This window comes from Streptomyces sp. SD15, from assembly GCF_054462255.1.
In genome coordinates this window covers 14768-27123 of record NZ_JBTLMO010000014.1, presented here as the reverse complement: position 1 = coordinate 27123, position 12356 = coordinate 14768, and the positions used below count along the sequence as shown (strand labels likewise).

Annotated in this window: 10 protein-coding genes and 1 pseudogene; 8 read left to right on the top strand and 3 right to left on the bottom strand. The window is 68.7% G+C overall.

The annotated features are described in order from the left end of the window. Nucleotides 1–14 precede the first annotated feature (14 nt). Nucleotides 15–545, bottom strand: coding sequence for a carboxymuconolactone decarboxylase family protein (locus ACX28W_RS15970; RefSeq protein ID WP_458999615.1), 531 nt, complete (start codon nucleotides 543–545; stop codon nucleotides 15–17). 41 nt (nucleotides 546–586) lie between these two features. Here ACX28W_RS15970 and pdxR point away from each other — a divergent pair, with 41 nt between their 5' ends. Both pdxR and ACX28W_RS15960 read left to right on the top strand, forming a co-directional pair. Beyond that, a complete protein-coding gene (gene pdxR / locus ACX28W_RS15965) occupies nucleotides 587–2056 on the top strand; it encodes a MocR-like pyridoxine biosynthesis transcription factor PdxR (protein ID WP_458999614.1) in 1470 nt (489 codons plus the stop codon). 600 nt (nucleotides 2057–2656) lie between these two features. Then, nucleotides 2657–2941 carry a fused DSP-PTPase phosphatase/NAD kinase-like protein gene (locus ACX28W_RS15960; protein ID WP_458999613.1) on the top strand — a complete coding sequence of 95 codons (285 nt, stop codon included), beginning with the start codon at nucleotides 2657–2659 and terminating at the stop codon, nucleotides 2939–2941. Between the two features lie 184 nt (nucleotides 2942–3125). Here the strand turns inward: ACX28W_RS15960 and ACX28W_RS15955 are convergent, their stop codons facing one another. Together ACX28W_RS15955 and ACX28W_RS15950 are read right to left on the bottom strand one after the other, a co-directional pair. Continuing rightward, nucleotides 3126–3389, bottom strand: a complete 264-nt coding sequence (locus ACX28W_RS15955) for a DUF397 domain-containing protein (RefSeq protein ID WP_458999612.1) — start codon at nucleotides 3387–3389, stop codon at nucleotides 3126–3128. Then, nucleotides 3390–4250: a helix-turn-helix domain-containing protein gene (locus tag ACX28W_RS15950; protein WP_458999611.1), complete on the bottom strand. Its 861-nt coding sequence runs from the start codon at nucleotides 4248–4250 to the stop codon at nucleotides 3390–3392. It lies immediately after the preceding gene. Between the two features lie 191 nt (nucleotides 4251–4441). On the opposite strand from ACX28W_RS15950, the gene ACX28W_RS15945 reads away from it, so the two are divergent. The 6 genes and pseudogenes from ACX28W_RS15945 to ACX28W_RS15920 all read left to right on the top strand — a co-directional run bounded on the left by ACX28W_RS15945 (nucleotide 4442) and on the right by ACX28W_RS15920 (nucleotide 12234). Continuing rightward, complete coding sequence (locus tag ACX28W_RS15945; protein WP_458999610.1) at nucleotides 4442–5032, top strand: ATP-binding protein; 591 nt, start codon at nucleotides 4442–4444, stop codon at nucleotides 5030–5032. Further along, on the top strand, nucleotides 5023–5484 hold the full coding sequence (locus ACX28W_RS15940) for a hypothetical protein (RefSeq protein WP_458999609.1): 462 nt from the start codon (nucleotides 5023–5025) through the stop codon (nucleotides 5482–5484). The genes ACX28W_RS15945 and ACX28W_RS15940 overlap by 10 nt, the downstream gene beginning before the upstream one ends. 258 nt (nucleotides 5485–5742) lie before the next feature. After that, nucleotides 5743–6288 (top strand): annotated as a pseudogene (locus ACX28W_RS15935) (ABC transporter ATP-binding protein); the annotation flags it as partial. Between the two features lie 404 nt (nucleotides 6289–6692). After that, nucleotides 6693–7859, top strand: coding sequence for a site-specific integrase (locus ACX28W_RS15930; protein ID WP_458999608.1), 1167 nt, complete (start codon nucleotides 6693–6695; stop codon nucleotides 7857–7859). After that, complete coding sequence (locus tag ACX28W_RS15925) at nucleotides 7844–9586, top strand: hypothetical protein (protein WP_458999607.1); 1743 nt, start codon at nucleotides 7844–7846, stop codon at nucleotides 9584–9586. The genes ACX28W_RS15930 and ACX28W_RS15925 overlap by 16 nt, the downstream gene beginning before the upstream one ends. A 68-nt stretch (nucleotides 9587–9654) precedes the next feature. Next, the gene (locus ACX28W_RS15920; RefSeq protein WP_458999606.1) at nucleotides 9655–12234 is read left to right on the top strand and encodes an integrase; all 2580 of its coding nucleotides are present in this window, start codon (nucleotides 9655–9657) and stop codon (nucleotides 12232–12234) included. Nucleotides 12235–12356 lie beyond the last annotated feature (122 nt).

Sequence of the window (12356 nt, the reverse complement as noted above, 5' to 3'; positions counted from 1 at the left end):
TGACGGCATAGAGGTCAGCGACTGTCCGTGCCCGCCGGCTTCGCCGTGGACAGCGCCACCCGGTTCCAGGTGTTGATCGTGAAGATCAGGGCCAGGACGTGGGCGAGTTCCTGGTCGTCGAAGTGGGCGGCGGCCTCCGCGTAGACGTCGTCGGGCACACCCGCGTCGGCGACCCGCGTGACCGCCTCCGTCAGGGCGAGGGCCGCCTGCTCCCGCGGCGTGAAGAAGTGCCGGGCCTCACGCCACACCGCGACCATGTGCAGCCGGTCCTCGCTCTCGCCGGCCTTGCGGGCGTCATTGGTGTGCATGTGGAGGCAGTACGCGCAGTGGTTGAGGTGCGAGGAGCGGATCTGGATCAGTTCGACGAGGGCCGGGTCGAGCCCCTCGCGGGCCGCCGCGTCGAAGCCGATGAGGGCGCGGAAGACCTTTGGGGCAGCCTTCCCGAAGTCAAGGCGAGGGTTTTCGGCCACGGCCGTTCCCGCGTCCGTACCGGTGTTCGTGTGCGTCGTGTTCGTCGTGTTCGTCGTGTTCGTCGTCATGACCATGAATCTACGGAGCGAAAAGACCGGCTGTAAGGTGCATTTTCATGGCGGAACCATGGGTCAATTCTGCGGAGCGGATCGGTGCCGATCTGCATCTGGAGCTGTCCGGGTCCGGCGGGCGCCGCAGCGCGCTGATCCGCGCGCTGCGTGAGGCCGTACGAAGCGGCAGGCTCGCTCCGGGCACCCGGCTGCCGCCGTACCGTTCGCTCGCCGCCGACCTGGGCGTCGCGCGCAACACGGTCGCCGACGCGTACGCCGAACTCGTCGCAGAGGGCTGGCTGACCGCCCGCCAGGGCTCGGGCACCCGGGTCGCCGCGGGGGTACCGCCCACGGCCTCAAGGCAGTGGGGGAGCGCCGAACCGCTGGGCGCCGCGGTACGCGTACCCAAAAAAGCACCTCCACGCACGCGTGGGCCCCGGCACGATCTGCGGCAGGGCACGCCGGACGCGTCGTCGTTCCCGCGCACCGCCTGGCTCGCCTCGTACCGGCGGGCTCTCCAGCAGGCACCGAACGATGTCTTCGGGCCCGGCGATCCCGCGGGCCGCCCCGAACTGCGCCAGGCCCTCGCCGAGTACCTGGCACGCGCGCGTGGCGTGCGCACGGAGCCGGAACGGATCGTGGTCTGCTCCGGTTTCGCGCATGCCCTGCGGCTGCTCTTCCCCCAGGTCCTGCGCGGGCCGCTGGCCGTCGAGTCGTACGGCCTCGGCTTCCACCGCGAGCTGCTGGCCGCCGCGTCCGTACGGACCGTGCCGTTGCCCCTGGACGAGGACGGCGCCCAGGTGGACGACTTGGGCCGGGAGCGGGCCGCGCTGCTCACGCCCGCACACCAGTTCCCGACCGGCGGCCCGCTGCACCCGGCACGGCGGGCCGCCGCGATCGACTGGGCACGCGCGCGTGGCGGCGTGATTCTGGAGGACGACTACGACGGGGAGTTCCGCTACGACCGCAAACCCGTCGGCGCCCTGCAGGGCCTGGATCCCGAGCGGGTCATCCATATCGGCTCGGTCAGCAAGAGCCTGTCGCCCGCGCTGCGGCTCGGCTGGATGGTTCTTCCGGAGCGGTACGTCGATGCCGTGCTCGCCGTCAAGGGGGAACGGGAGGCTTGGGCGAGCGTCCTGGAGCAGCTGACGCTCGCCGACTTCCTCGCTTCCGGGTCGTACGACCGCCACGTGCGCCGCATGCGGCAGCGGTACCGGAGACGGCGGGACCGGCTCGTCGCGGCGCTCGCCGAGCGGGCGCCGCACATCGAGGTCACCGGGATCGCGGCCGGGCTGCACGCGGTGCTGCGGCTGCCGCCCGGGTCCGAGCAGTCGGCGGTCAAGGCCGCGACCTGGCAGGGCGTCGCGCTGGACGGACTCGCGGAGTTCCGGCATCCGGCGGCGACGATGCCCGCGCCGGACGGGCTGGTGGTGGGGTACGCGACGCCGTCGGAGCATGCGTACGGGGCTGCGCTGGAGGCGTTGTGCGGGGTGCTGCCGCCGTCATTCACTGGCCGGAAAGCGACGTCCAACTGACGTGCGACACCACAGCGGTGGGATCATTGGAGGCAGGAGGTGTGTTGCCGCCGCGGCCGTGAACCGGTCGACGCGGTGATCCGCCCCCATCCTTCGTTCCGTCGTCAGGCACAGGGCCAGCCCCGCGCGTCCCCCCTGTTGGCGGTCGGTCCTGGAGGGTGATGGATGACGACGCTCGACGAACGTCATGAAGACGGTGCGCGCGACGGGGACGAGGTCAGGGGCAGGAGCGCGTTCGGGGCGCGCAGCCTCGGTGCCGTCCCGTTGGATCAACCCGCGGCCGCAGATCCCCGACTCGCAGGTTCCAAAGCCGCCCATCTCGCAGGGGCGGCACGCGCGGGGCTGCCGGTGCTTCCCGGGTTCGTGGTGCCCCGCGAAGCGGCGCCCCATGAAGGGGACGGTGATCACGCAGCTCTCCGACACGCCTGGCACCGCCTCGCCGACAGCCACTGATTACCCTGCATACGCAAAATCGCCCTGCGTTCCCTCGTCACAGCAGCCATCGGCTACGTCGCCCTGTGGGCGACCGGCGCACTCGGCGTCCTCGCGCTGTCGTACTGGGTCCGCGAGGAGACGCCGCCGCCCCGGGAGACGCAGGCGGTGCAGGGCATTCACCACTTCCAACGGGTCGACACCCGGGGGACGTTGTGGCGCGGTGGCGCACCCTCGCCCGCGGGCTACCGGGCGCTGGCGCGGCTGGGATTCGTCGCCGTCGTCGACCTGCGCGCCGAGGACCTGACCGCGGCGCAGCTCGCCGCACCCGGCAAGGCCGGACTCGACGTCGTACGCCTGCCCGTCCGCGACGGACAGACCCCGACGCCCCGACAGGTGGAGCGTTTCCTCGACCTGGTTGACGCGCCGCACCGCATGCTGTCGTGGTTTTAGTGTTTCAGCACCGTTTCATTGTTTCAGCACTTGTCTCAGTACCGCTTTATTGGTTCAGCACTTGTCTCAGTACCGCTTTATTGGTTCAGCACTTGTCTCAGTACCGCTTTATTGGTTCAGCACCATTTTAAGGAAGTTCAAGAAGCAGAAAAGGCCCAAGAAGTTCAAGAAAGACCAAGTCGGTTCAGGAGAGAAGGAAGTCCGCATCCCCCGCCTTCGCCCCTTGGATGAACGCGGTCATCTCACCGGGGGTGTAGATCAGAGCCGGCCCGTCCGGGTCCGCCGACTGGCGGACCGCGATGCGCCCGTCCGCGAGCTTCATCGCCTCCAGGCAGTTGCCGCCATTGCCGCCGCTCCAGGGCTTGTGCCAGCCCTCACTGCCCAGTTCACGGGCGGGCATGCCGTTGTAGATCCGCTCAATGCGCATCCGCTGTTTGATGTTTTCCATTCACAGCTCCTTGCGGAGATCCTGGAGGATCTCCTTCGTGCGGTGTGCCGTGGCGGCCTGAGCCGCCATGCGGTCCATGACCTCAAGGTGGGTCGCCACCTCGGAACGCCCGTCCAGATAGACGGCGCCGGTCAGGTACTCGCTGTAGACCATGTCCGGGAGCTCCGGCATGGCAAAGCGGAACAGCACGAAGGGCCCGTACGTGCCGGGGTGCGGCCCCGTGGAGAACGGGACGACCTGCAGCGTCACATGGGGCAGCTTCGTGACCTGGAGCAGCTTGTCGATCTGGGCGCGCATCACCTCCGGACCGCCGACGGGGCGGCGCAGGGCCGTCTCGTCCATGACGGTCCAGATCCGGGGTGCGCCCTCACGAGTGAGCAGATCCTGACGTTGTATGCGCAGCGCGACATGGCGCTCGATGTCTTCGGGTCTCGCGTGGCCGACGGCGCCCGACTCCAGGACGCCACGGGCGTAGTCCTCGGTCTGCAGAATGCCGGGGATGAAGTGGGGTTCGTACGAACGGATGAGGGTGGCCGCGCCCTCCAGGCTGACGTACATCGAGAACCAGCCCGGCAGGATGTCGTGAAAGCGCTGCCACCAGCCGGGCCGGTTGGCCTCTTCGGCCAGTTGGACGAAGGCCTCGGCCTCGTTGTCGGAGACCCCGTACGACTTCAGCAGGAGCTGGAGGTACGGGATTTTGAGGGCGACCTCGGCCATTTCCATCCGGCGGACCGTGGCCGGCGCGACACGTAGGATGCGCGCGGCTTCCTCACGCTTGAGACCCGCGCTTTCCCGCAGGTCCAGCAGGCGCCGACCGAGGACGACCTGGCCGACCGTCGGCGCGGACCGCGGTTCGCTCACGTCCTTGCACCTCCACTGAGTCCCGACAGACCGGCGGGCGCCGTTCGGGGTCCTCCTCGTCTCCTTCGACGATCCCAACTGGCGCCGCTCGACATGCTGTTGTCAGCAGTGTGCCACGGCCCTTCTCGGAGTCACATGGCACTCTGCATCTTTCAGAGTGACTCTTGCCAAGTGTTCATGGCGGGGCGATAGTGGCACCCGTGACTCCGTCCGCGCCCTTAGGAACAGACGCCTTCGAAGGCCGCTCCCGTCTGCGTGCCACCGCAGGGGCGCGCCCCGGCGCGGCCGCCGTGCGCCGGTTCCGCTTCGAGCTGGCCGCACACCCGGGTTCCGTGGCTCAGGCCCGGCATCTGACGCGCGCCCGGTTGTCCGGCTGGGCGGTGTCGAACGACACCTGCGACACGGCGGTCCTCGTCGTGTCCGAGCTGGTCACCAACGCCATCGTGCACAGCGCGAGCGAGCGTGTCGTCTGCGAGCTGCACGATGACGACAACCTGTTGCGGATAGCCGTACGCGACGAGGGACGCGCTCCGGGTGAGCCGCACCCTTCGCCCGGGCAGCCCGAGGAGGAACACGGGCGGGGACTCCTTCTCGTCGCGGCCACGTGCAGGTCCTGGGGCGCCCAGGCAACCGGGCCGGGACTGCTCGTCTGGGCGGCTCTGCCACGCTCCCCGGACACCGAGGCGCGGTCCGACCTCGGGTGGGGCGCGAAGAAGCCACCGGCCGACGGCCGGGGCGCCGGGACGGAAGCGTCCTGGGGAACGGTGTCCGAATGGGTGTGAGAGGCGTGCGGGATACGTCGGCGGCAGGAACCAGGGCTCAGGTGCTGAGCCTGGACACGCTGGTCCGCCTGAAGCGCGCGCAGTCGGCATCCGGAGCGTTCAGGCGTCTCCCCGTGCCCGAGGGCATGACGATCCCACTGGGCTGCGACGCGGTGTCGGTGCCCGCCCGGTTCGGCCCGCTGCTGCTGCCGCGGCTGCCCCGTGTGGGCTGCGTCTACGCCGACGGGGCGCACTGGTGGTGGCTGGTGCCCTCCGAGTCCGACGTCTCTCTGGACTGGCCCGCACCCGCCCACTACGCCACCGGCGCGGTCGTACCGGACACGCCTCGCGCCCCCGGGCTCATCCACAAGCCGAGCGGCACCCTGCCGTACACCCCGCCGATCCCCCTCTATCTGGCCCTGTGCCGGGTCACGGGGACGACACCCGTCTGGTCGCGCCCGATCAGCGCGTAAACCTCCTGTACGGGGCGCCGAGCGTGTGCGAAGTGCGCCGGTCGCCCCAACACTCCGTCGCCACCACGGGTGGAGCGCCGCGTTCCTGGGGAATGCACCGTTCGTCCATTCCCGGGGAGGCCCATGGTGGGGAAATCGGCGAGGAAGACGAGGAAGACGAGGAAGACAGGGAAGACCGAGCGGAAGAAGCGCGGCGACGACAAGCCGCCACCCTCCGCATCGGAACGCCTGCTCTTCGGCGGCCCGCTGCGCTACGACATGGGGTGGTCCCAACACTCCGACGCGTTCCTGGAGTTGAACTTCCGCGCGATGGTCACGCGGCTGCCGTCCCTGCTCGCGTCCAGTTTCCGGCTCGCCTGGACGGCGGACCGCCGCGCCGCCCGGATCGTGCTCGTCGCCGAACTGTCGCGGGGTGTGGCGCAGGCGGTGAGCCTGCTGGCCGTCAACAGCGTGCTGGGCAGGCTGATGACGAGCGGCCCGGTCGAGGACCGGCTGCGCGGCGCGGTTCCGGCGCTGGTCACGGTCGCCGCGGTGATGCTGCTCGGCGCGCTGCTGCGGGCGGCCTCGACCTACGCCATCGGGCGCCTGGAGCCGAAGGTGGAGCGGGTGGCGACCGAGCTGTATCTGGAGCGGGCGGCGGCCGTGGAGTTGTCAGCGATCGAGGACGACGCCTTCCACAAGCTGCTGGACACCGCGCAGTACGGCGCCCAGTCGGCCCGGCGCATGATCGCGATCGCCACCCGCGTGGTGAACGCGATGATCTCGCTGATCGCGGCCGCGGGCGTACTGACCGTGCTGCACCCCGAAGTCGCTGCTTAATCATCGTGTCGCTTTCCTCGCGGTACACCTTGGAGTGATTCCTCCAAGTCTGTTGCACTGAGGTCGTGTCGGATATCTAGGCTCCGCGCCATGCAACTGATCGGCTTCTCCGCCACCGGCTGGGAGTCCTGGGATGTGGGTCAACAGCCACTCATCCGGGACCGGATGCCCGTGCTCATCGACGACGACCTGAGATTCGAGGACGCTCCAGGAGTGCCCCGGCCGGCGGTGTTCGTCAATCGCTGGCTGCGTGAGCTTCCCCTGAACGGTGCCCAGCCACGCGCACTTGGCAGAACAGCGCCAACTGCCTCCGCGACTGGCTGACGTTCCTCCAAGTCCGGGGTGTCAGCCCTCTGGGTGACGGTCGGGACCTGCGCGCCGCCCTGGGCATGTACGCCGAGTACCGGCTGGCCGGCGAGCTGAAGGACCGCTGGGACCCCAGCACGTGGAACCTGAACATGGGCATCCTGTCGGGCTTTTACACGTGGGCCCGTGACGAAGGCATCGCCTCCGCCGTGCCGTTCGGCTACCGGACGGGCCGACGCATGGCAGAGGGGGTGCTGGTCGAGGTGGAGCGGAACCTCGCCAAGCTGCGCACCCCGAGGCCGCACACGACGATCAAGTACCTGGAAAGGGACTTCGCGGAGGTGTTCGTGCGGGGTCTGGCAGGGCTCGGCCCGGATGGTGAGCCGGACCCGCGCTACCGCGGCCGGGAAGGGGCTCGCAACGCGGCGATGGCCCGTCTGGTGCTGTCCAGTGGCCTGCGGCGGCAGGAGTTCACGCACCTGACGATCTACGAGGTGCCGCCTCTTCCGTCCCGCCCGCGAACGCTGCCCGTGCTGTTTCCACTGAGCCATGCGATCACCAAGGGACAGAAGGCCCGTACATCGTGGATCAGCTATGAGGCGCTCGCCGAGGTGCACCAGTACATCGAGTTGGACCGGGCGGCGTCGGCAGAGGGCTTCACGTGGCGGCCGCCGTCGAAACTGGGTGAGCCGCTGGTGGTGGAGGAACCCGACTGGGAGGGCGCATTCCTCAACGGGGAGCGGAGGTCGTGGCGGAAGTTGCGGCCGGCCGAGCGGCTGCGCCTGGTCGGTCCGGATGGCGGGTCGCCGCTACTGGGCCTGCAGTCCTCGGGGAGGCCGTTCGTGGACTGGGCGACGGTCTTCCGTCGGACGTCGGCGCGTATCCGCGAGCGGTTCGAGCCGCGGTTTCCGACGGTGGCTCCGCACCGCCTGCGTCACTCGATGGCGATGGCGACCCTGGAGTGGCTGGTCACGGGCTACTACCAGCGGGCGGCTGCCCTCGCGGCGGACACCGGAGACGACGCCGCGATGGCTCTCTATCTGACCCGGAACGATCCGATGCTGATCCTGCGGGACTTGCTCGGCCACCAGAGCGTCCTGTCGACCGAGCTTTACATCGCTCGCCTGGACGTCACACGGATCTATCGCGAAGCCTACAACGACACGACTGGCGCACTGCATCCGGAGGCCGCCGCCGAAGCTGCGGCCGAGTTCGATGACGAGGAGGCCGGCGCATGCCCGGGTATGTGATGGACGAGCCGTTGGCCGTGCACTTCGTGTTCCCCAACGGTCGTGAGTGGACGGCCGTTCTGGACGGTCTGCCTAATCCCGGGCTGGCGTGCGACCTTGCGAAAGGGCTCGCGGCCAACGCGCATCCGGAGGGCGGCATCGGCGCGAAGAACACGGCCAAGGCGTACGCGGTGGCCCTGCGCCAGATGGTGAGCGCTTTGGCCGAGGCCGGGTTCACCGGGCGTGTCCCGGATCTGACGCGGGCCACCCTGGTCCGCTACTGGATGGCCAGCACGTATACGCGTGAGCGCGAGACCCGCATGCTGTTGAAGGGCTTCGACGCGGTCACCGGAGCCCTGCGTCCGGAGGTGCGCACGTACCTTACGGGGAACCAGATCCAGGCGTATCGAAGCACCAGCCCGTACAAGGCGTACACCGATGGAGAGTGGGAGCGACTGGAGACGTCGTGCCGGGCGGTGGTGGACGACGGTTGGGCCCGTCACCGGCGGGCTCTGGGGCTGGCCGCGCGGGGCAGCGAGCCGTCGACGAGCGCGCACCACAGTCCGCAGGACATCGCCTGGCTGCTGTTGCGGGACGGCCCCTTCCCGGACCGGCCCGTGTACCGAGCGCAGACCCAGGGCACGAAGTCGTCGCAGTGGGACCTGCGCCGGGCAGTGCGTCAGGTACGCAGCGATCTGTTTCCGCACCCGGTCGTCCAAGTCGCCTACTCCGTCTTGTTCGGCATGTACTGCGGGGTCGTGCCGGACGGCATTGACGATCTGGGGTTGGACGGTCTCGAGTGGACCGGCGACGCCACGATGCTGATCACCTACATCAAGGGGCGCACTGCGCGTGAGAGTTCCAATCTTCCGGCTCGGGCGGTGCGGCTGCTGGAGCGGTGGCTGGCGTACTCGGCGCCGCTGCGAAACTTCGCTGACCCCGAGATCCGTGGGCAGCTGTGGATCTCGTACACACCGAAGTGGTTCACGGCGAGCGGGAAGTTCAGCCCGGTCGTCGGCCCCCCGTCGGGCACGGGCCGTCATCGTGATCTGGTGAGGCAGCTGGGCCTGGTGGACGATGTGGGAAAGCCGTTCGTGATCCATCGCGGCCGGATTCGTGCGACGTACCACGAGCGACTGGCCAGGCGGGGGTGGACCGGGCGGGCCACGATCGATCCGAACCACACGGCCCGCACCGAAGGCGATCACTACGTCACTCCGACCAGTCCTGCTCAGCTTGATGCGGTGGAGTCGATTATCGAGGACGGCCAGGCCGACATCCTGCGTAAGGCGCTGCCGCCGGTGGTGCTCTCGGCGGAGCAGGCAGCGCGGTTCGCCGAGGATTTTCCTGACGAGGTGAAGCGGCTCAAGCTGGATGCCACGGCGCTTGCCGAGCTGGTGGGCGGCGAGCGCGATGTGTTCACCGCTGCGTGCGCCGATCAACTGGCCGGGGTCCACGGTCCGGCCGGGCAACCGTGTCCGGCCCGGCCGTGGGTGTGTCTTCTGTGCCCGCTGGCGGTGTTCTTGCCACGTCATGCGGCGAATCTGCTGCGGCTGAACGCTTTCTTCGCACGGCAGTTCCGGCAGATGCCCACGGAGAACTTCGTCCGGGTCTTCGGTCCGTACGCCGACCGTCTGGCCAACGAGATCCTGCCGAAGCTCTCCACCGAGGCCAAGGCGAAGGGTGAACGCGAGGTGGCGGACGACGACACTGATCTCCCGCTGAGGCCCGAGGAGGCCACACTGTGACGTCCCATCCCGTACCTGCACACCTTTCTCGTCGCCGTCGGCCAGCCTCGGTCTTCGCCCAGAGTGATGTGTGTGAGATCGCCGGGCTGCGGCTGGTCGATGGCGCACCACGCCCGCGGTTCGAGCAGGACCGTTGGGTGTTCTCCGGCCTCGCGGACGCACACCGGATGATGTCCGACCACGAACAGATCTGGGACTTCACCTGGATCGTCAATCCGAGATGGCGGGTCGTGGCCAAGGAGGTCCTGCTGGCGATGCTCGCCCCGCAGTACGAGGCGGTGCTGGAGTGCGCGCATGCGCTGCGGGCCGCCCGTTCTCCCCGGACCTGTTTCAACTTCCTGCAGCGATACGCCGAGTGGTTCAACTGGCTCACCGAGCAGGGGATCACGGCTCTGGAGGATGTCACGCAGGAGATGTGCGAACGGTACCTGGAGCACTACTCGTGGAGCGTCCCGGTCCCCGGGCGGCCGAGGCGACGTCTCGAACCGTACTCAACCGTGGCGCATGTCCGGATCCTCAAACTGATCGCCCAGTACGAGGAGCTGCTGTCCAGTGACTGCTACGAAACCGGGTTTGTCCCGTGGAGGGGGAAGGCCGCCACCCAGGTCGTCGGCTACAAGTCGAAGGGGCCGAACCTCACACCGCCCGTGCCGGACTCCATGCTGCAGCCGCTGTTGGCCACCTGCCTGTACTTGGTCAATGAAGTGGGGCCGCATCTGGCTGACCTGATGGACGCGGCGCGCACCTCCCGAGCGGACACCACGGTGTCAGCGCGCCTTCCCGCTCTTCGACAAGTCCTGGCCCGCATGCGCGCCAATGGCGAACCACTGCCCGCGGTTGATGACGTTCAGCTGCGGAAGCGGACCACGCTGGGGCAGGAGGGCCCTCTGAAGCACCTGGGGTGGGAAGCGCTCGCCCGCACCGTCGGCGCCCACAGGTTCGGAGACGACGCGCGTCGGCGCCTGATCCCGGAGCTGACCACGCTTGCCGCCGAGGCCGGATTCCAGCCGCCGCTGGCCCGCCAGGCCGCAGCCATCCCGCGCATGGGGGACGGCGAACTGATCCCGTGGACATTACCGTTGGCCGAGGGCGATCTCGTCTTCATGGCCGACCATGCGGTGACAGCCTGCCTGGTGGTGACCTGCGCCCTCAGCGGAATGCGGACCAGTGAACTCCTGGAAATCGAGGCAGGATGCCGCCTCCCTGCTGTGGCGACGCCCGGGGGTGGCTGCCGGTTCCGGCTCGCCAGCCGCCTGATCAAAGGGCAGAAGTTCGGAGGAGTCCCCGACGAGTGGGTAGTCATCGAGCAGGTGGACCGGGCCGTGGCCCTCGCCGAACGCCTGGTCAACCGGCCTGCCGGTGAGGCACTGTTCGGCAACATTGACCTCTCCGGCCGGTTGAAGAACCTGCGTGGCTGGCTGGAGCGGACCGGCAACCGGGAGCGCTGGGGACTCCCGGTCATCCCCCAAGGCCCGCTCAATGCCAGGATGCTGCGACGGACACTGTCCCTGGCCATCGCGGAGCGGCCGGGCGGTCTGCTGGCGGCGAAGATCGCCCTCAAGCACATCTCCGTGGCCACCACGGAGGGCTATGCCGCTCGCCCCGGTGGATCCCAGCGCCTGTTCCATGCCGAGATCGAGGAGGCCGAGGAAACCCATCACATACAGCTGACGGTGCAGGCATTCCGCGATGTCCAAGCGGGACGCATGCCCGCCGGTCCCGGTGCACGCAGCCTGATCGATGCATTCCACCACGTGGATGCCCAGCTGAAGGACGCGGCCCGCACAGACCCGAAGATCCTCAAGGACGACCGCCACCTGGAGAATCTCCTGCGTAAACAGGCCAAGACACTCCACGTCGGGCCTGCCAACTTCTGCTGGTTCCGCGACCCGTCCAAGGCCCTGTGCCTGCGCCTGGCCAGCACACCAAACGCGACGAAGCCGCTGGTCGGGATGTGCGACTCGGCTCGCTGCCCGCAGGCCACCCACCACCCCTGCCACCGTCCCGTCTGGGCCGGACAGGCCACCGCCATTGACGTGTTCATCGGGTGGCCAAGGGCGAGAAAGCACGGCTGGCACCCGAGCGCGATCGCGCCCTGCGGGTCGTCGCCGAGATCGACGCCGCCCAGGCCGCGTCCGGTGGAGAGGATTGAGATGGCCCGGCTCACCCAGGATGACAAGGCTCGCAACGAGGCCGCAATCCGGACTGCTATGGAACGGATCCTGAGCGGGAACCTGCCGCCCGGGGGGAAGGCGGACCTCAAGACCCTCGCCGCCCTGGCCGGGGTCACCCGCACCGGCTTCTACCCCAAACCCAACCGCGACGGCACCGTCAGGCCCGGCGCCTACCAGCACCTCGCCGAGGAGTTCGAGCGGCGGCTCAGGGAACTTCAGGACGCCGGAGAAATCCTCGATCCCCGAGTAGCGCAGATCGAGCGGCTCAAGAAGGAGAACGCTGAGCTGAGGAGACGCATCAGCGCCCGCGATGAGCAGTTGACGGAATTGACCGATTTTAAGACCTTGGCGATCTCTCGGCTGGCCGCGCAACACGACGAGATCGAGCGTCTGCGCAAGCAGGCGGCAACCCATCACAACGTCCGCTCACTGTCCGCGCCCAGCAGCTCCGCGCCCTTCGGCTCATGCAGCTGACACGCGACGGGTGGAGGAGGCTCGCCTACGGATTGCCTCCTCCACCCGCTCTGCTCATCGCACACGATCATTGACTCATTGAAGGAAAGTGGCCGCTCCCCCTCGACAGCGGCCACGAGGTT